The sequence below is a fragment of the Candidatus Endoriftia persephonae genome, from assembly GCF_023733635.1.
GTDB classification, from domain to species: Bacteria; Pseudomonadota; Gammaproteobacteria; order Chromatiales; family Chromatiaceae; genus Endoriftia; species Endoriftia persephonae.
Genome location: NZ_CP090569.1, coordinates 73,939 through 93,989, shown reverse-complemented (window position 1 = coordinate 93,989; position 20,051 = coordinate 73,939). Strand labels below are relative to the sequence as shown.

20 protein-coding genes are annotated in these 20,051 nt (G+C 60.6%); 13 read left to right on the top strand and 7 right to left on the bottom strand.

Annotated features, from left to right (window positions below; genetic code table 11):
- Positions 1-38: 38 nt before the first annotated feature.
- Positions 39-1,907, bottom strand: a complete 1,869-nt coding sequence (gene speA / locus L0Y14_RS00435; RefSeq protein ID WP_006475179.1) for a biosynthetic arginine decarboxylase — start codon at positions 1,905-1,907, stop codon at positions 39-41.
- A gap of 38 nt (positions 1,908-1,945) precedes the next feature.
- Complete coding sequence (gene truC, locus L0Y14_RS00430) at positions 1,946-2,707, bottom strand: tRNA pseudouridine(65) synthase TruC (protein ID WP_006475178.1); 762 nt, start codon at positions 2,705-2,707, stop codon at positions 1,946-1,948.
- Positions 2,708-2,896: 189 nt separating this feature from the next.
- Between truC and L0Y14_RS00425 the strand changes: the two genes are divergently transcribed.
- The 3 genes from L0Y14_RS00425 to L0Y14_RS00415 all read left to right on the top strand — a co-directional run bounded on the left by L0Y14_RS00425 (position 2,897) and on the right by L0Y14_RS00415 (position 5,523).
- Entirely contained in the window at positions 2,897-3,154 is a 258-nt protein-coding gene (locus L0Y14_RS00425) for a TfoX/Sxy family protein (RefSeq protein ID WP_005966080.1), read from the top strand.
- A 140-nt stretch (positions 3,155-3,294) separates the two neighbouring features.
- Complete coding sequence (speE, locus tag L0Y14_RS00420; RefSeq protein WP_006475176.1) at positions 3,295-4,155, top strand: polyamine aminopropyltransferase; 861 nt, start codon at positions 3,295-3,297, stop codon at positions 4,153-4,155.
- Between the two features lie 282 nt (positions 4,156-4,437).
- The gene (locus L0Y14_RS00415) at positions 4,438-5,523 is read left to right on the top strand and encodes a GGDEF domain-containing protein (RefSeq protein ID WP_005966075.1); all 1,086 of its coding nucleotides are present in this window, start codon (positions 4,438-4,440) and stop codon (positions 5,521-5,523) included.
- A gap of 97 nt (positions 5,524-5,620) precedes the next feature.
- Here L0Y14_RS00415 and L0Y14_RS00410 read toward each other — a convergent pair whose 3' ends face one another.
- The 3 genes from L0Y14_RS00410 to L0Y14_RS00400 form a co-directional block, all read right to left on the bottom strand.
- Positions 5,621-6,883 carry an ammonium transporter gene (locus L0Y14_RS00410; protein WP_005966073.1) on the bottom strand — a complete coding sequence of 421 codons (1,263 nt, stop codon included), beginning with the start codon at positions 6,881-6,883 and terminating at the stop codon, positions 5,621-5,623.
- A 26-nt stretch (positions 6,884-6,909) separates the two neighbouring features.
- A complete protein-coding gene (locus L0Y14_RS00405; RefSeq protein ID WP_005966071.1) occupies positions 6,910-7,248 on the bottom strand; it encodes a P-II family nitrogen regulator in 339 nt (112 codons plus the stop codon).
- A gap of 66 nt (positions 7,249-7,314) precedes the next feature.
- Positions 7,315-7,971: a TorF family putative porin gene (locus L0Y14_RS00400; protein WP_006475174.1), complete on the bottom strand. Its 657-nt coding sequence runs from the start codon at positions 7,969-7,971 to the stop codon at positions 7,315-7,317.
- A gap of 302 nt (positions 7,972-8,273) precedes the next feature.
- Here L0Y14_RS00400 and L0Y14_RS00395 point away from each other — a divergent pair, with 302 nt between their 5' ends.
- The 5 genes from L0Y14_RS00395 to L0Y14_RS00375 all read left to right on the top strand — a co-directional run bounded on the left by L0Y14_RS00395 (position 8,274) and on the right by L0Y14_RS00375 (position 13,042).
- Positions 8,274-8,528, top strand: a complete 255-nt coding sequence (locus tag L0Y14_RS00395) for an accessory factor UbiK family protein (RefSeq protein ID WP_006475173.1) — start codon at positions 8,274-8,276, stop codon at positions 8,526-8,528.
- 93 nt (positions 8,529-8,621) lie between these two features.
- Positions 8,622-10,145, top strand: a complete 1,524-nt coding sequence (locus L0Y14_RS00390) for a YifB family Mg chelatase-like AAA ATPase (RefSeq protein WP_006475172.1) — start codon at positions 8,622-8,624, stop codon at positions 10,143-10,145.
- 26 nt (positions 10,146-10,171) lie between these two features.
- Positions 10,172-12,082 carry an ATP-binding cassette domain-containing protein gene (locus tag L0Y14_RS00385; protein WP_006475171.1) on the top strand — a complete coding sequence of 637 codons (1,911 nt, stop codon included), beginning with the start codon at positions 10,172-10,174 and terminating at the stop codon, positions 12,080-12,082.
- A 135-nt stretch (positions 12,083-12,217) separates the two neighbouring features.
- Positions 12,218-12,493, top strand: a complete 276-nt coding sequence (locus L0Y14_RS00380) for an RNA recognition motif domain-containing protein (RefSeq protein ID WP_006475170.1) — start codon at positions 12,218-12,220, stop codon at positions 12,491-12,493.
- A gap of 78 nt (positions 12,494-12,571) precedes the next feature.
- On the top strand, positions 12,572-13,042 hold the full coding sequence (locus tag L0Y14_RS00375) for a DUF2939 domain-containing protein (protein WP_005965494.1): 471 nt from the start codon (positions 12,572-12,574) through the stop codon (positions 13,040-13,042).
- On the opposite strand, the gene L0Y14_RS00370 is transcribed toward L0Y14_RS00375, so the two are convergent.
- Positions 13,039-13,599, bottom strand: a complete 561-nt coding sequence (locus L0Y14_RS00370) for a DUF1415 domain-containing protein (protein WP_006475169.1) — start codon at positions 13,597-13,599, stop codon at positions 13,039-13,041. The two genes, L0Y14_RS00375 and L0Y14_RS00370, sit on opposite strands and share 4 nt — an antisense overlap.
- A complete protein-coding gene (locus tag L0Y14_RS00365) occupies positions 13,592-14,410 on the bottom strand; it encodes an MOSC domain-containing protein (RefSeq protein WP_005965491.1) in 819 nt (272 codons plus the stop codon). Before L0Y14_RS00365 ends, L0Y14_RS00370 begins: the two co-directional genes overlap by 8 nt.
- A 114-nt stretch (positions 14,411-14,524) precedes the next feature.
- On the opposite strand from L0Y14_RS00365, the gene L0Y14_RS00360 reads away from it, so the two are divergent.
- The 5 genes from L0Y14_RS00360 to lysA all read left to right on the top strand — a co-directional run bounded on the left by L0Y14_RS00360 (position 14,525) and on the right by lysA (position 20,041).
- The gene (locus tag L0Y14_RS00360; protein ID WP_040819744.1) at positions 14,525-15,634 is read left to right on the top strand and encodes a PilT/PilU family type 4a pilus ATPase; all 1,110 of its coding nucleotides are present in this window, start codon (positions 14,525-14,527) and stop codon (positions 15,632-15,634) included.
- A gap of 105 nt (positions 15,635-15,739) precedes the next feature.
- Positions 15,740-18,268, top strand: coding sequence for a glycogen/starch/alpha-glucan phosphorylase (locus tag L0Y14_RS00355; protein WP_006475167.1), 2,529 nt, complete (start codon positions 15,740-15,742; stop codon positions 18,266-18,268).
- A complete protein-coding gene (locus L0Y14_RS00350; RefSeq protein WP_005965486.1) occupies positions 18,265-18,549 on the top strand; it encodes a YcgL domain-containing protein in 285 nt (94 codons plus the stop codon). The genes L0Y14_RS00355 and L0Y14_RS00350 overlap by 4 nt, the downstream gene beginning before the upstream one ends.
- A 64-nt stretch (positions 18,550-18,613) precedes the next feature.
- Complete coding sequence (gene lptM / locus L0Y14_RS16570) at positions 18,614-18,790, top strand: LPS translocon maturation chaperone LptM (RefSeq protein WP_081417766.1); 177 nt, start codon at positions 18,614-18,616, stop codon at positions 18,788-18,790.
- Positions 18,791-18,793: 3 nt separating this feature from the next.
- Positions 18,794-20,041, top strand: a complete 1,248-nt coding sequence (gene lysA, locus L0Y14_RS00345; protein WP_006475166.1) for a diaminopimelate decarboxylase — start codon at positions 18,794-18,796, stop codon at positions 20,039-20,041.
- The last annotated feature ends 10 nt before the right edge of the window (positions 20,042-20,051 follow it).

Sequence of the window (20,051 nt, the reverse complement as noted above, 5' to 3'; positions counted from 1 at the left end):
AGCCCAGGCACTGCGGAAAGGCGATGCAGGTAGTCGGCTTAATCTTCCAGATAAGTGTAACCGTAGAGCCCCGACTTGAGCTCGGCAAAGAAGTGGTCGCGCTGCGCCTTGTCCAGCCCTGCCTGGTTGAGGCGGGTGCGCAGGGCGATCTCCATCGCCCGGGGGTCAAAGTGCACATAGCTGAGCAGTTCGTCCACCGAATCGCCCCGCTCCGGCTCCAGCAGACGGTAACCACCCTGACCGTCGAGCTCCAGATTGACCGCGTCGCTGTCACCGAATAGGTTGTGGATGTCGCCGAGGATCTCCTGATAGGCGCCGAGCAGAAAGATCCCCAGATAGTACGCCTCGCCGGCCCGCGGAGCGTGTACCGGAAGGCTCGCCTCGACCCCGCCCTGCTCCACATAGTGCTCGATACAACCGTCGGAATCACAGGTCAGATCGTGCACCACGCCGCGCCGATCAGGAACCTCATCCAGCCGCTGCAGCGGCACCACCGGGAATATCTGCTCGATCGCCCAGGCATCCGGCATCGACTGGAACAGCGAGAAGTTCAGAAACAGCTTGTCGGCCAGCAGCAGATGGATGCGTTCGATCAGCTCACGCTGACGCCGTGAGCTGTAGGCGAGCCGCGGCTGCAGCTCACGGCAGATGGCGTAGAAGAGCTGCTCGGCCCGGGCCCGGCCAGCCAGCGACAGCGCACCGAGTTCGAATTCGCGGCGCGCCTGATCCAGCAGCTCCTGGGCCTGCTCGAACAGCTCGAGGGGCGAAGCCTCTGAACCCAACAGCTGCGACAGTTGCGCCAGCACAGGCAACGTCTGATCCGACTCGGCTGGCGTCACCGCCGCGCCTGGAGCGGCCTCTCGGTCGATCAGGTTGCTGATCAGCAGCGAGTGGTGGGCGGTTAGTGCCCGACCCGATTCGGTGATGATCGCGGGGTAGACCAGCGACGCCTCACGGCAGGCCTCGGCGATCGCCGCCACCACCACCTCGGCATAGGCTTCAACGCTGTAGTTGATCGAGCTGAAGTGGCGCGTACCTGAGCCTTCGTAGTCGACACCCAGGCCACCGCCCAGGTCCAGGGTATCGATCGGCACCCCCAGCAGCGAGAGTTCGACGAAGTAGCGCGCCGCCTCACGCAATCCATTGCGGATATCGGCCAGGTTGGGGATCTGCGAACCCAGGTGCACATGCAGCATCTGCAGCCAGGGGATGCCGCCGGCCTGCTCAAGTCGCTCAACCAGGCTCAGTAACTGGGCGGCGGAGAGGCCGAACTTGGCACGCTCACCACCGCTATTCTGCCAGTTGCCAGCCGCCGAGACCGCCAGCCGCACCCGCACCCCCAGCAGCGGCTCGATGCCGAGTCGCGCCGACTCTTCCAGCACCAGCTCCAGCTCCTGGGGTTTTTCGATGACGATGTAGAGCCGCAGCCCGAGGCGCCGGCCGATCAGAGCGAGGCGGATATACTCCCGATCCTTGTAGCCGTTGCAGACCACCAGCCCACCCGGCCGAGCCAGCGACAGCGCCGCCATCAGCTCCGGTTTGCTGCCCGCCTCCAGGCCGGTGGCGCCGTCGGCGACGATCTGTTCCACCACACTGCGCTGCTGGTTGACCTTGATCGGATAGGCGGTGGTGTAGCTGCCGCTGTAGGCCTGCGTCTGTTGCGCCTGCTCGAACGCCGCGCGCAGTCGTCGCACACGATCACGCAGGATGTCGTTGAAGCGCACCAGCACCGGCAGTGAGAGGCCCGCTTCATGCAGCTCATCCACCAGCTGACGCAGGTCAATCTCCACCAGCTGCTGCGGATCGGGTCGCACCGCCAGGTGGCCATCTTCATTGACATGAAAATAACCTGCCCCCCAGCGGGGGATGGCATAGAGCGCTTCAGAATCGGAATGGTCAGGCTGCATGGCGTGTATTATGCGTTAAACGGCTACGAAAATGTAGGTTATTTGTCGCCATCAGCAGCCATCAGCCTTTCTGCCAGGACCTCGCTCCAGGTCATACCATGCACTACCCGAGTGAAGGGCGGGTCGAGTTCGGAGGTCAGGCGCATCGGGACGTCGCTCAGTGGATGGCGAAAGCACAGTGTCACCGCCGTCAGCAGCAGCCGGCGGCAATCAAACAGCCGTTCAAAGAGCCGATTGTGGCGCGATTTGCCGTAGCTGGTGTCACCGATGATCGGGTGGAAAATATGCTTCATGTGGCGGCGAATCTGATGCTTGCGGCCGGTCTCTGGGCAGAGCTCAAGCAACGCGTAGCGACTGCTCGGGTAGCGATCAACCCGGTAGGGTAGCTCGGCAGTGGCGAGACACCGGTAGCGAGTTACGGCCGGCTGGGCTGGTTTGTTCTGGCGGGCGCGCCGATCGGTCATCTTGTCAAGCAGCTCTTTCAGCGGGTAGTCGATCACCTCCTGCTGATCGGGGTGGCCACGCACCACCGCCAGATAGCGTTTTTCCACACCCCGCCCCTCGAACTGCTCACCGAGCCGCTGTGCCACCTCTGAGTTGAGGGCAAACAGCAGCACCCCGGAGGTCGGCTTATCGAGCCGATGCACCGGGTAGACCCAGCGCCCCAACTGGTCGCGCAACAGCTTCATCGCCGAACGGGTCTCGTACCGATCCACGAGACTGGGATGCACCAGCAACCCCGCGGGCTTGTTGATCGCAACGATTGCCTGGTCCTGGTAGATAATCTCTAATGGCCCCATTCACTATCGCCTTTGATGACTCCTGATGAGCGGCCACAGACTACTGCAAATGTGACCGAGGGGCGATCGCCGCTCGCTGGGGCGGGTCGATGAGGTGATCAAGCTGGTACGGGGCCATCCATCAAGTCCAGGAGACCGGCGGCCCGGCAGTGCAGGCCCGCTCCCGCAAGCGACTCAGGCAACTCACTCATGTCCGTCAGTGAATACGACTCGGACTATATTCACGAACAGCTGAGCCCCCTCAGCACGATTCAGGTTCGCCGTATGTTTGGCGACGCAGGCGCCTATTGCGATGGTCTGTTCTGCGCCATCCTCGAGGAGGATAGCCTCTACCTGAAGGCCGATGACGCCAGCAGTGAGCATTTCCGCCAGGTAGGTCAGTCGTCCTTCAGCTACCAGCGCAAGGATGGCAAGCAGATCAGCATGAAATTTTATTCACCCCGGTAGAAGCGTTGGAAGATCAGGAGCAGTTGCTAGCGTGGTGCCGGGGCGCCATTGAGGTTGCGCAAAAGAAGCGCTAATGACACTCTAGCTGCCCACCAGATTTGGGCGGAATGTCCTGCCAGATAAGAGTTGTGGAGAGAGCAATGGCCGACAACGAACAGTGGTTTACCGAAAAGTGTGAAGAGGGCGGCAACGCCTTCGGCCTGCGCATCAAGGGCAAGCTGCACGAAGAGCAGTCCCGCTACCAGAAGATCGAGGTCTACGAGACTACCGACTGGGGCAACCTGATGGTGCTCGACGGCTACACCATGGTCAGCAGCCTCGACAACTTCCTCTACCATGAGATGATGGTCCACCCAGCTCTCTTCATCCATCCGGCACCACAGCGGGTGGCAATCATCGGCGGCGGCGACTGCGGCACCCTGCGCGAGGTGCTGAAGCATCCGGAGGTGGAGCAGGTCACCCAGATCGATATCGACGAGCGGGTAACCCGGGTCTCCGAGCAATTCTTTCCGGAGCTGTGTGAGTCCAACCAGGATCCGCGTGCCGAGCTGCTGTTCATCGACGGCATCGAGTGGATGCAGCAAGCAAAAGCTGGCTCACTCGACATCATCATCGTCGACTCCACCGACCCAATCGGCCCCGGCGAGGTACTCTTTTCAGCTGACTTCTACCGCGCCTGCCAGCGCGCCTTGGCGGATGGCGGCCTGATGATCCAGCAGAGCGAGTCACCGTTGATCCACCAACTGATCATCCAGCGCATGTACCGCAATCTACACGACAGCGGCTTCAGCGACGTCAAGAGCCTGTTCTTTCCCCAGCCGATATACCCGAGCGGTTGGTGGAGCGCCACTTTGGGACGCAAGGGGGCGGCGATCGAGGGCTTCCGCGAACAGGATGTGGCACAGCGCAGCTTCGAGACCCGTTACTACAACAGCGATATCCACCGCGCCGCCTTCGCCGTTCCCGAATTTTTCCGCAAAATACTCGAGCCACAGAGCTGACCGGCTCTGCGGGTAATATTAAGCGGATCGGGGATTAACGACGTCCCCCCACAACCCCGCTAGCCTTCATACTCATGAAGTGATTCTGTGGCCAACAGAATCGCAAATCCTCTTCGTGCCGGGTGAGGTCGGCACTTCCAGCCTGGCGAGGGCATGTTTTCGGCTAAAGATGCCGCATCTCCAGCCGAAAATCACCCTAAGGGGCGGTGCCTAAGAATCACCTATCCTGACGCGCCTGGGAAATCATCAGCCGACTGACAATTCAGCCAAGCCTGATTAAAAATGAACAAAATATCACCTTGTCAAATTCTCGACCCTATCGAGACCGCCCAGAACCGCAACCGGGCAGCGATGGAACTCCTGCAACAGCACCAGATTCCGCCCAGCCCGGTCTGCTACGCTGTGGCCTACGAATACGTAGCACAACGGACTCCAACCCTGAATCAGGCACTTGATCAACATCTCGAAAAGCATGGCAGCCTCAATCCCCACCTGCTCAGGGAGTTCTTCGAGACACACTTCGAGGGCGGCACTGAACTACAGCTTGACGATCACATCGCCAGCCTGCATGACACCCTCTATAAGGTGCTGGAAGGAGTTTCCAGCGCCTGTCATGGCATCAGCGACTTTGGCCGGCTACTTGAAGGGCAGATGGAGTCACTACAGGGGCAGACCGACCTTGGCAGCGTTCGTCGCATCGCCGACACTCTACTGCAGGCCACCAACCAGGCGATCTCCAATAACCAAAAGATACAGGACAACCTAGCGTCAGCCGAACGCAATACCACAGAGCTGCGGAATCAGGTCGAACAGCTACGGGAGGAGGCACACCGGGACAGCCTGACCGGTCTCTATAACAAGAAGGTCCTCAATCAACGCCTTAGCCAGTGCATTGAAAGCAGCATAGAGAGCCAGACAACGCTGTCAGTACTGATGCTCGACATCGATCACTTCAAACATTTCAACGACAGCTTCGGTCACCTGATCGGTGACGAGGTAATCCGGCGCGTCGCTCAGACATTGCAACAGAGGGCGCGGAAGAATGACATCGCCGCCCGTTATGGCGGTGAAGAGTTCACCCTGGTGTTACCCAATACCTCACTTGAGGATGCGATCAAGGTGGCGGAGATGATACGAAGCACAGTCGGCAAACTGGTGCTGGTGAGAAAGAGCACCAAGGAGAAGCTACCCGGCATCACTATCTCGGTGGGCGTTGCCAGCCTACACCCGGAGGACTCCATAGAGACTCTACTGGAACGTGCCGACCAAGCGCTCTACTACGCCAAAAACCACGGTCGTAACTGCACCATTTCCGAATCGCTGCTTATCACCGAGACTGACAGCAACAACCAGAAGATCGCTTACTGAACCTGCTTGCAGCAGCGCATCTGCTGTGCCTGACACAAAAAAAGGGGTGCCAATGGCACCCCGAAAGTGAGAGAGGTCTAATTATTTAATATCGGGATCAGCGACCCGCGCCGTGTGAGCCAGTGAACTCGGGGTAGGCCTCCAGACCACACTCGCCGATATCCACGCCTTCGTACTCCTCCTCCTCACTGACACGGATTCCCATCACAAGCTTGATGATCAGCCAGACGATGAAAGAGGCGCCGAAGGTCCAGGCGAAAATGGTGCCCAGGCCTAACAACTGAGCCCCCAGGGTCGCATCAGGGTTAGAGAGCACTACCGCGAGCAGGCCCCACATACCGACCACACCGTGTACCGAGATGGCACCCACCGGATCGTCGATCTTCAGCTTGTCCATAAAAATGATGGAGAAGACTACCAGCACGCCGCCGACTGCGCCGACGATGGTCGCCAGCAGCGGAGTCGGAGTCAGCGGTTCAGCGGTGATCGCCACCAGACCGGCCAGCGCGCCGTTGAGCGTCATGGTCAGATCGGCCTTGCCGAACAGTGCACGTGCAGTCAGCAGCGCGGCAATCACACCACCGGCAGCGGCAGCGTTGGTGTTGACGAAGACCATAGCCACCGCATTCGCCTCTTCGATGTTGGAGAGCTTCAGCTCAGAGCCACCATTAAAGCCGAACCAGCCTAGCCACAGGATGAAGGTACCCAGGGTCGCCATCGGCATGTTGGCACCCGGAATGGCGTTGACCCGCCCATCGGCCGTGTACTTACCCTTACGTGCGCCCAGCAGCAGCACCCCGGCCAAAGCCGCAGCAGCGCCGCACAGATGCACCACGCCGGAACCTGCGAAGTCACTGAAGCCAGCGGCATCCAGGAAACCGCCACCCCACTTCCAGTAACCCTGCAGTGGGTAGATAAAGCCGGTCATCACTACCGAAAAGGCAAGAAAGGCCCACAACTTCATGCGCTCCGCCACCGCACCGGAGACGATCGACATGGCGGTGGCGACAAATACCACCTGAAAAAAGAAGTCGGACATGCCCGAGTAGTAAGTCTCGCCGTTGCTCTTCAGCACATCATCGACACTGTTGTCACCGCCGAACATAAATCCCAGATCAAGCGCCGGGATAAAACCGTTGCCGCCATCCGGATACATGATGCCGTAGCCCACCAGCATGTACATGATGCAGGCAATAGCGAACAGGGTGATGTTTTTGGTCAGGATCTCGGCAGTATTCTTGGCCCGCACCAGGCCGGCCTCAAGCATGGCGAAGCCTGCTGCCATCCACATTACAAGTGCACCAGATACCAGAAAATAGAAGGTATCGAGCGCATAACTAAGCTGTGTGATCGCTTCCACGATTGTCTCCTCCAGAAGAGTTGGTCTTAGAGCGCTTCGCTACCGGTCTCGCCAGTACGCACTCGCACTGCCTGTTCCAGTGGCATCACAAAGATCTTGCCGTCACCGATCTTGCCGGTCTTGGCCGCTCCGGAGATCGCCTCCAGTACCTGATCGACGACACCGTCATCCACCGCAATCTCGACCTTGATCTTGGGCAGAAAATCGACGACATACTCGGCGCCACGATAGAGTTCGGTATGGCCCTTCTGGCGACCGAAGCCCTTTACCTCGGTCACAGTGATACCGGTGACGCCTATATCGGAGAGCGCCTCACGGACATCATCGAGCTTGAAGGGCTTGATGATTGCAGAAATCATTTTCATGCTGTTTTCTCCTCAATGGGTGGAGCAGCAGCTGCGCTCCACCCTTGATTGTGTTGAACCGGGGCTTTAGAAGGATTTGCTCCAGGAGACCAGCGCACGCATATCCTTATCGGCACCAGCGGTGGCGTCGGTATCGGAGAGGGTGAAGGTCACGTCGCCATAGTCACCGGCGCTCTTGGAGAGGTCGATCTGATAGTGGGTCAGGTCATCACTGCCGGCGGCATCGTAGTCGTAGACACCGATAGTGCCGCCGATCGAGAAATCCTGGGGCAGATCGAAGCTGGCACCGACGAAGTAGTAGAGATCGCCTTCAGAGGGATCGTTGTCGGCGGAGACAGTGTAGGCCAGGCCGGCGTTCACAAACATGAAGCTGGCGTTGGCGTAGACCTCAGCAAAATCCGCATCCGCATCATCTTTATACATGTAGTAGATAGCGCCCAGATCGTAACCGAAATCACCCGCCTCACCGGCAAAACCACCATAGAAGTCGAGCTCAAAACCATCGGTGACATTAGAGGCCCAAGTGCCCAGGTAGATGCCGCTATCGAAGCCTGCATCCAGGCCACCGGAGACGGCGGCGCCGTCAGAGGTCTGGGTCATGCCGCGCCAGATGTAGTTGCTGGTGGCACCGACATTCATGCTGACTTCCGTCTCAGCCAGGGTCTGGGTGGAGGCAGCAATCATCGCAACACTGCATGCCAGGGCTAGTTTTTTCATCTTCATTTCGCTACTCCTAAAATCTCTTGCCGTTTGTAGTGAGTTGTATTTGTTCAGCGCAAAAAACCAGAGGTTCCCGCTTACAGCCACTTTTAGCAGAAACCGTGCCAAATCAGTAAACACCATCATAAACAATACGTTATACATCTATTTCTAGTTTTTCTCCGCATCACGCAAAATGCGCCGCACCAAGATGCGGCACCGTGACAGGGCGCGCATCCCCGCCTCGCACCAAATTGATGCATTAGAGGCCAGAGAGTGAAGCAGCTATCTGGACAACAAAACGCCCGCTGGGCTAAGGTGTGCGGATGTTCGATCCTAAACTTATCGATGAGCTGGCTGAACGCCTCGCCGGCAGCGTCCCTGGAGGGATTCAGCTCCTGCAGGCGGACCTGCAGAAGAATCTTCGCACCACCCTAGAGGCGGGGCTGACCCGCATGAATCTGGTCACCCGCGAGGAGTTTGACGTACAGCGCGCAGTATTGACACGCACCCGCGAGAAACTGAGCAGGCTGGAAGCTGAGATCAGGGAGCTGGAAGCGCAGATCACCAAGCGCAGCTAGGAGCCTCTGAGCGAGGCTGGGCGAGCAGCCTTGCGGCCCAAATTCATTCAGAGGCGCCTTAACCTCACCCACCCACTACCAAGGAAGGTAGGCATGTCACTGGCCATCCTCTATTGCCGCGCCCAGGTTGGCATCCAGGCCCCTCTGGTCACCGTCGAGGTCCATCTGGCCAACGGCCTGCCCGCACTCTCCATCGTCGGCCTGCCCGAGATGGCGGTGCGTGAAAGCAAGGAGCGAGTGCGTGGCGCGCTGCTCAACAGCGGCTTCGAGTTCCCGGCGCGGCGCATCACCATCAACCTAGCCCCCGCCGACCTGCCCAAGGAGGGCGGCCGCTTCGACCTGCCGATCGCGCTCGGCATCCTTGCCGCCTCCGGGCAACTCCCGAAAAACATTCTGCAAGAGTATGAGTTTCTCGGCGAACTAGCCCTCTCCGGCGAGCTGCGGCCAGTTCGCGGCACACTGCCCGCAGCCATCGCCGCCAGATCGGCACAGCATCAGCTGATCCTGCCGCGCACCAACCTGTCTGAGGCACAGCTGGTGGAGGGGCTGCAAGCCTTCCCTGCCGAGCATCTGCTGGCAGTCTGCGACCACCTCACAGGGACACAGCCGCTCGCTTCAGATAAGCCTGACGCACCACCGACCACCATCGAACCGACAAACCCCGATCTCGCCGAGGTGATCGGCCAACCGCAGGCCAAACGCGCCCTGGAGATTGCCGCCGCCGGCAACCACTCACTGCTGTTTATCGGACCACCCGGCACCGGCAAATCGATGCTCGCCAGCCGCCTGGCTGGCATCCTGCCGCCACTCTCCGAGGCCGAGGCACTGGAAACCGCCGCGCTGCACTCCATCAGTGGCAACGAACCTGATCCACGCAACTGGCGCCAGCGTCCATTTCGCAGCCCCCATCACACCGCCTCCGCGGTGGCCCTGGTAGGCGGCGGCAGCAACCCCAAACCAGGCGAGATCTCACTGGCCCACAACGGCGTGCTGTTCCTCGACGAGCTGCCGGAATTCGAGCGCCGGGTATTGGAGGTGCTTCGCGAACCCATTGAGAGCGGCCAGATCACCATCTCCCGCGCCGCCCGCCAAGCCAGCTTCCCCTCCCGCTTCCAGCTGGTTGCCGCCATGAACCCCTGCCCCTGCGGCCATCTCGGGGATGGCTCCGATCGCTGCCACTGCAGCGCAGAACAGATCAGCCGCTACCGCGCCCGCATCTCCGGGCCACTGCTCGACCGCATTGACCTGCAGCTGGAGGTGCCCCGCCCCGACCCGCGTCTGCTACTCCAGCGCCATAGCGATGGCGAAGAGAGTAGCCTGCAGGTACGCCAGCGAGTCGAGCAGTGCCGCCGACGTCAACTCGATCGTCAGGGCACCACCAACAGCCGACTGGCCGGCCGTCAGCTCGAGCGCCACACAGCCCCGGATCCGGCCGGCCATCAGCTGCTGCTGCGCGCGATGCAGCGTCTCGGCTTCTCGATGCGTGCCTACCATCGCATTCTCAAAGTGGCCCGCACCATTGCCGACCTCAATCAGGCGGATCAGATCGGCGTCAACCACATCAGTGAGGCGATCACCCTGCGGCGCCTCGACCGTCGCGATACAGCTGCCGTTTAACCCGAGGCACTGGTACACTCCGCGCCATGTTGCGATTCGACCATCTGACGCTGCGCCGCGGCAGCAAACTGCTGTTCGCCGACGCCCAATTCACCCTGCATGCTGGCTGGAAGATTGGCATCACCGGCGGTAACGGCTGCGGCAAATCGAGCCTGTTCAGCCTGATCCTCGGCCAGTTGCAGGCCGACGAAGGGGAGCTTGAGCAGCCGCCTCAGCTGGAGATCGCTCATGTCGCCCAAGAGACCCCGGCGCTCGAGCGCGCCGCCATCGAATATGTCATCGACGGTGACCAGGAGCTACGCCGCATCGAGGCGGAGCTGGCGGAAGCTGAGGCGAGTCACGACGCCGCCAGCCAGGCGCAACTGCACGAGCAACTGCAGACGATCGGCGGTTACGGCGCCAAGGGGCGCGCCGGCCAACTACTCTACGGGCTTGGCTTTGCGGCCAGCGAGATGGAACAGCCGCTCTCCCACTTCTCCGGTGGCTGGCGCATGCGCCTCAACCTGGCCCAGGCGCTGATGTGCCGCTCCGACCTGCTGCTGCTCGATGAACCCACCAACCATCTCGACCTGGATGCAGTGATCTGGCTCGAAGGCTGGCTGAAAAAGTACCCCGGCACCCTGCTGCTGATCTCCCACGACCGGGACTTTCTCGACCAGACCATAGACCATGTGGTGCACATGGAGCAGCAGACTGCCAGCCTCTACAGCGGCAACTACTCCGCCTTCGAGCAGATCCGCACCGCACGCCTCGCCAACCAGCAGGCCGAACATCAGAGACAGCAGCGCGAGATCGCCCACATCCGCAGCTATGTGGATCGTTTCCGCGCCAAGGCCACCAAGGCGCGCCAGGCCCAGAGCCGCCTCAAGGCACTGGCGCGCATGGAATTGATCGCCCCGGCCCATGTCGACTCTCAGTTCCACTTCGCCTTCCGCGCACCGCAACACAACCCTCACCCGCTGCTGCAACTCGAAAAGGTCAACGCCGGCTACAACCAACAGCCGCTGCTGCAGAAGATCGGACTGTCCCTCGAGCCGGGCGATCGCATCGGCCTGCTCGGCCCCAACGGCGCGGGCAAATCGACCCTGATCAAGCTGATGGCCGGCGAACTCACCCCTCTGGCCGGCAAGCTACTGCCCGCCCAGGAGCTGAAGATCGGCTACTTCGCCCAGCACCAGCTGGAGCAGCTCGACCTGCACGCCAGCCCACTGCAGCATCTGCAGCGTCTTGATGCCAAGGCCAGCGAGCAGTCTCTGCGGGATTTTCTCGGCGGATTTGGCTTTGCCGGTGAGCGCGCACTGGAGCCGGTCGCACCCTTCTCCGGCGGCGAAAAGGCGCGCCTGGTGCTGGCACTACTGGTCTACCAACGCCCCAACCTGCTGCTGCTCGACGAGCCCACTAACCACCTCGATCTGGAGATGCGCCACGCCCTCGGCCAGGCGCTGCAGGATTTTGAGGGGGCGATGGTGCTGGTCTCCCACGACCGTCACCTGCTGCGCATCACCTGCGACCGCCTCTGGTTGGTGTACGGCGGGCGCGTCGAACCCTTCAATGACGACCTGGAGGCCTATCCCGCCTGGCTGACGGCGCAGCGGCGGGAACAGGGGTCGGATGGAAACAGCCGCAGCGAGGGAGAGCATACCGCCGAGGCGCGCCGCGCCCGCAAACGTGCCGAGGCCGAGCGGAGGCGCCAGCTGCAGCCACTCAAACGCCAGATGACGAAGCTCGAACAGGAGATGGAACGCCTGCAGGCCAGCCAATCCATCCTGGAGAGTTCGCTGGCCGACACGGGTTTCTATCAGGAGGATAGAAAACAAGATCTAAAACAGCTGCTTGCCGAGAAAGCCGAGGTCGATCGCCAACTCCAAGCAATAGAGACCGACTGGTTTGCAATTGGAGAGCAATTAGAGGCTGCACAATTGGAAGAAACCGACTAAAGTACTCATACCCGCGGTGTGCGGGAGATACCGAGTTGAGGTTTTCCCCGACCGGAGCTATCGATTGATTTTGCATTTGATTGGTTGGTGGCGTTGTTATTTTCTCAAATGCATTTTTTTCAGTGAGCTTTGGAAATGAATATCTATGTTGGAAACCTCTCTTGGAACACCACCGATGATGAGTTGCATGAGCTTTTTGCTCCCTATGGCGCGGTAGACAGCGCCAAGGTCATTATGGACCGCGAGACCGGTCGCTCCCGCGGCTTCGGCTTTGTCGAAATGTCTGACAACAGCGCCGCACAGAGCGCCATCGATAGCCTCAACGACAGCCAGTTGGGCGGTCGCAGCCTGCGTGTCAACGAAGCCAAGCCCCGCACCAACAGCGGTGGTGGTGGTCGCGGTCGCTACTGATCCGTGCCCTGCTGATCAGGGAGGCCCGGCGGTCGCCGAGCCTCCCATTCCATCTCCGCCACAAACTCCCCTGATCCCATGAAAACGCTCTTCATCACGCTATTCCTGGCGCTGATCGCCTATCTTGTCTGGCCCTTCACCACCCTTTATCAACTCGACCAGGCGCTGCAACAGAGTGACCGGGCGCGGCTTGCCGAACTGGTGGATCTGCAGACAGTGCGGGCCGAGATCAAGCGCAAGATGAACAAAGAGATGGAGAGCAGCATCGGCGAGGTCTCTGGCAGCTTCGTCGAATGGCTGCAGAGTGGCATCCAGCGACTCGGCAGCGGTGCCATCGACCAGATGGTCGACCTGGAGTGGGCGATGCATCAGCTCCGCTCCCACAATCCGGACCCCCGTCAGGGCGGTCTACTGAATCAGCTGGACTACGCCTTTTTTGACGGCCCCAACAGCCTGTTGCTGCGTATCGGCGAGCTGGGTGAAAACCCGGTACACGCGCGCCTGACCCGCGACGGCGAGCGCTGGCGCATCACCGCGATCTACAACTAATCCTCCTCCCCCACCAGACAGTGGGCGAGTTGCGCCTGCACCCGCTCAATACCCATATCACGCAGCAACTGCACGTTGCGCTGGGGAATCTGCTCCGGGTTGGGATAACTCTCCAGGGCACGTGACAGCGGCGCCTCACGGATGACGTGGATCATCGGATAGGGTGAACGATTGGTGTAGTTGGCCGGATCATCCGCTGTGGCCCCTTCAAAACGGTAGTCAGGATGGAAGCTGGCGAGCTGAAACAGCCCCTCCAGCCCCGCCTCGGCGATCACCTCTTCCGCCAGCGTCAACAGTTCCAGATAGTCTGAAAACTGCTCCAGCCCTCTGGGAATGATAAACAGCGCCGTCTCCACCTCCGCCTCATCGAGGCGGTTGATCTGGTCCAGCTCCTGCAAAAAACTCTGGTAGATCGTCTCCAGTTGATCCGCCGGGGTGGCATGGAAACGCACCCGCCCCTGACCCATCGGCTGGGCCGCAAACGGGCAGAGATTAAGCCCCACCACCACCTCTTCCACCCACTGCCTGCAGGCAAGGATCGCCTCTGACTCATTCACCACTCACCTCCAGCAACTCAACCGGCAACCCCAAGGCGAGTTCGCCCTCAGCATTGTGTAAAAGATTCTGACCGAAAAGTACCTTATTGCCCTGGCGACGATAGCCGGACAGGGTCTTCAGCGGCTCCTCTCCGCGCTGCGCACTCTGCGGATCGATGGTGGTAATAACGCAACGAGAGCAGGGTTTCACCACCCGAAAAACCACCCCGCCGATTTGGATCCGCCGCCACCGGTCCTCCGCATAGGGCGTGCAGCCATCGACCACCAGATTGGGACGAAAACGGCGCATCGGCAGCGCAACCGGCAAACGCCGGTTGAGATCAGCCAGCGAGGCCTGCGAGATCAGTAGTAGCGGAAAGCCATCGGAGAAGGCGGTGTGATCTGAGCTGAGAGCATAGTCAGGATCGACCTGGCGGCGGGTCGAGTCGGGCATGTAGACCAGTCGACAGGGGATCTCCAGAAACTCACTCAACCACCGATCGGCCTCCGCACCACAGACTAGCCCCCGGCAACGATCCTCCCAGACCTGCACCTCGATCCACTCATCCCCTTGAGGGTGCAGCGGTAGTGACAACGGCTGCTGACCATCGGCCCGTAGCAGCAGCCGATCCGACTCAATTGCCGGCTGGATCAGGGTCATACGCGGCAGGCGCCGCTGGCTGAGAAAGTGACCGGCCTGATCCACCAGCATCCAACGGCGATCGTAGTGCAGACCAAAGCTGTCCAGCTCGCTACGCTGCAGATCGATCCCGCCGAGGGATTTCACCGGATAGATACTCAGCCCGCTCAGTCGAATTAGTGATGGCTGCATGAAAAAATCTCCTACACTCCAGAGAAAAACCGCCGATAAGCATGGGACAGCAAGGCACTATAGGGAAGCGATACCTCCCCCGCCAGCCTCAATCACAGCAACAAGGAATTTTTGATGGATATCGTCCCTTACTTGAAACTCATGGTGCAGAAAAACGGCTCGGATCTCTTCTTCAGTACTGGCGCACCACCCAACCTCAAGGCCGAGGGGGATTGCCGTCCGATCGGCTCCACCCCGCTGCAGCCCGGCCAGGTGCGCAAGCTCGCCTACTCGGTGATGTCAGACGATCAGATACACGAGTTCGAGGCGACGCTGGAGTGCAATATGGCCATTTCCATCAGCAAACTGGGGCGGTTTCGCGTCAATGTCTTCAGACAACGCGGCGATGTGGCGATGGTGATCCGCTACATCAAAGGGGTGATCCCGCCGGTGGAACAGCTCAATCTGCCGGTCATCCTGAAGGATCTGATCCTGCAGAAGCACGGCCTGATCCTGGTGGTCGGCGCCACCGGTTCGGGCAAGTCGACCACCCTGGCGGCGATGCTCGAGCACCGCAACCAGAACATGTATGGCCACATTCTCACCATCGAGGATCCGATCGAATACCTCTACACCCACAAGCGGTCGATCGTCGACCAGCGCGAGGTTGGCATAGATACTCTCAGCTATGAAAATGCCCTAAAGAACGCCATGCGCGAGGCCCCTGACGTGATCCAGATCGGCGAGATCCGCGACATGGAGACGATGAAATACGCCATCGCCTACGCCGAGACTGGCCACCTCTGCCTCTCCACCCTGCACTCCAACAACGCCAATCAGGCCCTCGACCGGATCATCAACTTCTTTCCCGACACCGCCCGGCAGCAGCTCTACATGGACCTCTCACTCAACCTCAAGGCGGTGATCTCACAACGCCTGGTGCGCAACGTCAACGGCCAGCGCCTGCCGGCAGTAGAGATCTTGCTACTCACCAGCTACATCTCTGAGCTGATCCAGAAGGGCGACATCCACGGCATCAAAGAGGCGATGGAACAGGGCACAGAACGCGGCATGCAGACCTTCGACCAGTCGCTCTATAAGCTCTACCGGGAGGAGCGGATCAGCCTGGAGGAGGCCCTCAGCCACGCCGACTCACGCAACAACCTATCGCTGAAGATCCGCCTCTCGGAAGGCGCCAGCCCTGGCTTCTCCGGCAATCTCGGCATCACTGAGAAGCAGCCCTAACAACTGTGATACATGCAATCACTTACCGGTGACATAGTTTCTGGTTTAGCATCAGAGACCGCTGCATAATACGCGCTTCGTTAAGCATATTGGTGCAGTCAAGCCATGTCAGAAAAAGGCCACCCCAAACTGAAACAGTGTGATCCAACCAATCGCAGAATCACTGAACTGCCTCCGCTGGGCATGGAGACCAAGGCGATCGCGGATGACTTTCGCCGCTATTTCGCTCACACCCTCGGTCGCGACGACCACTGCAAATCGAGCCACTACCCCTACAAAGCGCTAGCGCTGGCACTGCGCGACCGTCTCATCGAGCGCTGGAAGACCACCCGTCGCGCCTACGAAGAGAGCGATTGCAAACGCACCTTTTACCTCTCACTCGAATTCCTGATGGGGCGTGCCCTAAGCAACACCATGCTCAACCTGGATCTCACTCAGCAGTCGTACAAGGCCCTCTACGATCTGGGCGTATCGCTGGAGGAGATCCGTGAGAGCGAGCCCGACGCCGGCCTCGGCAACGGTGGCCTGGGGCGGCTCGCCGCTTGCTTCCTCGACAGCTGCGCCAGCCTGCGGCTGCCGGTGCGCGGCTACGGGTTGCGCTACGAATACGGCATGTTCCGCCAGCATATCGCCAACGGCCAGCAGATCGAGGATCCAGACCACTGGCTACGCGACGGCAACCCCTGGGAGCTGGAGCGGCCCGAGTATGTGCAACGCATCAAGTTTGGCGGGCGCGTCGAGCAGGGCCGCGACGCCAGCGGCCGGCTGCACATCCGCTGGGTCGACACCCACGACGTGCTGGCGGTACCCTACGACATCCCGATCCCCGGCTACCGCAACAATACCGTCAACACCCTGCGGCTGTGGAAGGCCGCCGCCACCGACGAGTTTGACCTGGAGGAGTTCCACGCCGGCGGCTACACCGAGGCGGTGAAGAAAAAGAACGACGCAGAAAACATCACCATGGTGCTCTACCCCAACGACGCCAGCGAGAACGGCAAAGAGCTGCGGCTGCGCCAGCAGTACTTCCTCGCCTCCGCCAGTATCAAAGACGTAATCCGCGAATGGCATGAGAGCCACCAGGATTTCAGCGAGTTTGCCGAGAAAAACTGCTTCCAGCTCAACGACACCCACCCCAGCATCTCGGTGGCTGAACTGATGCGCCAGCTGATGGATGAGCAGCATCTCGGCTGGGACGACGCTTGGGCCATCACATCCCACACCATGGCCTACACCAACCACACCTTACTGCCGGAAGCCCTGGAACGCTGGCCGGTGCGCCTATTCCAGCAGCTACTACCACGCCTGCTGGAGATCATCTACGAGATCAACGCCCGCTTTCTCGCCCAGGTAGCGCAGCATTGGCCCGGCGACACCGACCGCTTGCGCCGCATATCGATCATCGAGGAGGGACACGAGCCAATGGTGCGTATGGCCTACCTCGCCATCGTCGGCAGCTTCTCGATCAACGGCGTCGCCGCACTGCACACCCAGCTGCTCACCGCCGGCCTGTTCCACGACTTCTATGAACTCTGGCCGGAACGCTTCAACAACAAAACCAACGGCGTCACCCCACGGCGCTGGCTCGCCGCCTGCAACCCCGGCCTGCGTGAACTGATCACCAAGAGCATCGGCGACGACTGGATCGCCAACCTGCCCGAGATCAGCCAGATCGAAAAGCTCGCCGACAGCCGCGTGTTCCGCCGCAAGTGGCGCGACATAAAACAAACCAACAAGCAGCGCCTGGCAGCGATGGTCAAGGCCGACTGCGACGTGGAGTTCAACCCCGAATCGCTGTTCGACGTGCAGGTCAAACGCATCCACGAATACAAACGTCAGCTGCTCAACATCCTGCATGTAATCCACCTCTACAATCGCATCCGCGCCGGCGACACCGCCAACTGGACCAACCGCTGCGTACTGATCGGCGGCAAGGCGGCACCTGGCTATGTGATGGCAAAGCTGATCATCAAACTGATCAACAACGTTGCGCGAGTGGTCAACAACGATCCGGATGTCGGCGACAAACTGAAGGTCGCCTTCATCCCTAACTATCGGGTCTCAGCAATGGAGGTTATCGCCCCCGGCACCGACCTCTCGGAGCAGATCTCCACCGCCGGCAAAGAGGCCTCCGGCACCGGCAACATGAAGTTCATGATGAACGGCGCAGTCACCATCGGCACCCTCGACGGCGCCAATATTGAGATTATGGAAGAGGTCGGCAAGAAGAACTTCTTCCTCTTCGGCCTGACCGCGACAGAGGTCGACACGCAGCGCATACACTACGATCCGAATCGGATCATCGACAATGACGCTGATTTCCGCCAGGTAATGCAACTGCTGGAGTGCGGCTACTTCAACCAGTTCGAACCGGGGCGGTTCGACACAATCATCGAGTCGATCCGCAACCCCTACGATCCGTGGATGACCGCCGCCGACTTCCGCAGCTATGTGGAGGCCCAACAGCGTGCCGCCGAGGCCTATCAGGACCAGGAGCAGTGGCTTCGCATGAGCATCATCAACAGCGCGCGCAGCGGCCGTTTCTCCACCGACCGCACCATGCAGGAGTACAATCGCGACATCTGGCGGATGCAGCCGGTGGCCCCGCTGCCCCTGACCCTTGCTGATCCATGAGCGCGGAAAACATCCACTGCTGGATCTACCGCAGCCCGCGCAAGCAGGAGATGTACCTCTACCTGCGCGAGCAGGACGCCTTCGAACAGCTGCCCGAGCCCCTGCTCAAACGCTTTGGCAGACCAACGTTGGTGATGGAGCTGGAGCTAAATGCCGGTCGCCAGCTGGCGCGGGAGGATGTGGGCAAGGTGATGCAGAATCTGCACAGCCAGGGCTTCCATCTGCAGATGCCGCCACGGATTGAGGTCGATCTCTACCAGGGCGACAGCGGCGGCTTTTGACCCAGCCCATATCAGATATAGGGCGGCCCGTGGCCGCCGCGTATCATCTATAAAATCAAGGATAATGTCGGGCGCAGCCCGACCTATAAATATGCCACATTTAATCGCCGGATTACTGGCACTCCTACTGCTCAGCGCCTGCGGCCAGAAAGGCCCGCTCTACCTACCGCCCGCGGCACAGCCACAGGTCGATCCTACAACCGAGCAGCCTACCCAGGCACCAGACCAGAAGAAGCACTGATCTATGGACCATTTCGACTATCAAGGCGACCAGCTCTACGCCGAGCAGGTGCCACTCACCGAGATTGCCAGACACTACGGCACCCCCTGCTATGTCTACTCCCGCGCCACCCTGGAGCGCCACTGGCACGCCTTCGACGACGCCTTCGGTGCACACCGCCACTTGGTCTGTTTCGCGGTCAAGGCCAACTCTAATCTGGCGGTGCTGAATCTGCTGGCGCGCCTCGGTTCCGGCTTCGACATCGTCTCGGTGGGCGAGCTGGAGCGGGTGCTGGCAGCCGGTGGTGAGCCGGCCAAGGTGCTCTTCTCCGGCGTCGGCAAGCGCGAGGATGAGATGCGCCGCGCGCTTGAGGTCGGCATCCGCTGCTTCAACGTCGAATCAGAAGCGGAGCTGGAACGCCTCAACCGGGTCGCCGGCGAGATGAGTGTACGTGCGCCGGTATCGATCCGCGTCAATCCCGACGTGGACGCCCAGACCCACCCCTATATCTCCACCGGACTAAAGGAGAACAAGTTCGGCATCGAGATCCAGCAGGCCCCAGCAATCTATCGCCAGGCCGCCGCCATGCCCAACATCGAGATCAAGGGAATCGACTGCCACATCGGCTCCCAGCTCACCGAGCTGTCGCCATTCCTCGACGCACTCGACCGGGTGCTGCTGCTGGTCGAGCAACTGGAGAGCGACGGCATCGCCATCCAACACCTCGACCTGGGTGGCGGCCTCGGCATCCACTATACGGATGAAACGCCTCCCCAGCCCGCCGACTACGCCCGGGCCCTGGGAGAACGCCTCGGCGATCGCGACTACGAACTGCTGGTGGAACCAGGCCGTGCCATCGCCGGCAACGCCGGGATACTGCTGACCAGGGTCGAGTTCCTCAAGCCCACCGAGCACAAGCCCTTTGCCATCATCGACGCCGCCATGAACGACCTGCTGCGCCCCGCGCTCTATCAGGCCCATCAGCAGATCGTGCCGGTCGACCGCAACAGCCAGGGCAACCGCGCCCGCTACGATCTGGTCGGCCCGATCTGCGAGACCGGCGACTTCCTCGGCAAGGGCCGCGAGCTAAGCCTCAGCCCCGGCGACCTGCTGGCGGTGCGCTCCAGTGGCGCCTACGGCTTCACCATGAGCTCCAACTACAACTCCCGCCCGCGCGCCGCTGAGGTGATGGTGGATGGTGACCAGCACTACCTGGTTCGCCGGCGCGAAAGCCTTGAAGATCTCTATCGGGGCGAACAGCTGCTGCCGTGAAACGCATCCC

Bases quoted from the DNA above. Each gene is read 5' to 3' on its own strand.
- L0Y14_RS00425 (WP_005966080.1), top strand. From the start codon at position 2,897: ATGTCCGTCAGTGAATACGACTCGGACTATATTCACGAACAGCTGAGC.
- L0Y14_RS00355 (WP_006475167.1), top strand. From the start codon at position 15,740: ATGTCAGAAAAAGGCCACCCCAAACTGAAACAGTGTGATCCAACCAAT.
- L0Y14_RS00365 (WP_005965491.1), bottom strand. From the start codon at position 14,410: ATGCAGCCATCACTAATTCGACTGAGCGGGCTGAGTATCTATCCGGTG.
- L0Y14_RS00350 (WP_005965486.1), top strand. From the start codon at position 18,265: ATGAGCGCGGAAAACATCCACTGCTGGATCTACCGCAGCCCGCGCAAG.
- L0Y14_RS00400 (WP_006475174.1), bottom strand. From the start codon at position 7,971: ATGAAGATGAAAAAACTAGCCCTGGCATGCAGTGTTGCGATGATTGCT.
- L0Y14_RS00380 (WP_006475170.1), top strand. From the start codon at position 12,218: ATGAATATCTATGTTGGAAACCTCTCTTGGAACACCACCGATGATGAG.
- L0Y14_RS00385 (WP_006475171.1), top strand. From the start codon at position 10,172: ATGTTGCGATTCGACCATCTGACGCTGCGCCGCGGCAGCAAACTGCTG.
- L0Y14_RS00415 (WP_005966075.1), top strand. From the start codon at position 4,438: ATGAACAAAATATCACCTTGTCAAATTCTCGACCCTATCGAGACCGCC.
- L0Y14_RS00405 (WP_005966071.1), bottom strand. From the start codon at position 7,248: ATGAAAATGATTTCTGCAATCATCAAGCCCTTCAAGCTCGATGATGTC.
- L0Y14_RS00390 (WP_006475172.1), top strand. From the start codon at position 8,622: ATGTCACTGGCCATCCTCTATTGCCGCGCCCAGGTTGGCATCCAGGCC.
- truC (WP_006475178.1), bottom strand. From the start codon at position 2,707: ATGGGGCCATTAGAGATTATCTACCAGGACCAGGCAATCGTTGCGATC.
- L0Y14_RS00360 (WP_040819744.1), top strand. From the start codon at position 14,525: ATGGATATCGTCCCTTACTTGAAACTCATGGTGCAGAAAAACGGCTCG.
- lptM (WP_081417766.1), top strand. From the start codon at position 18,614: ATGTCGGGCGCAGCCCGACCTATAAATATGCCACATTTAATCGCCGGA.
- L0Y14_RS00395 (WP_006475173.1), top strand. From the start codon at position 8,274: ATGTTCGATCCTAAACTTATCGATGAGCTGGCTGAACGCCTCGCCGGC.
- L0Y14_RS00375 (WP_005965494.1), top strand. From the start codon at position 12,572: ATGAAAACGCTCTTCATCACGCTATTCCTGGCGCTGATCGCCTATCTT.
- speE (WP_006475176.1), top strand. From the start codon at position 3,295: ATGGCCGACAACGAACAGTGGTTTACCGAAAAGTGTGAAGAGGGCGGC.
- speA (WP_006475179.1), bottom strand. From the start codon at position 1,907: ATGCAGCCTGACCATTCCGATTCTGAAGCGCTCTATGCCATCCCCCGC.
- lysA (WP_006475166.1), top strand. From the start codon at position 18,794: ATGGACCATTTCGACTATCAAGGCGACCAGCTCTACGCCGAGCAGGTG.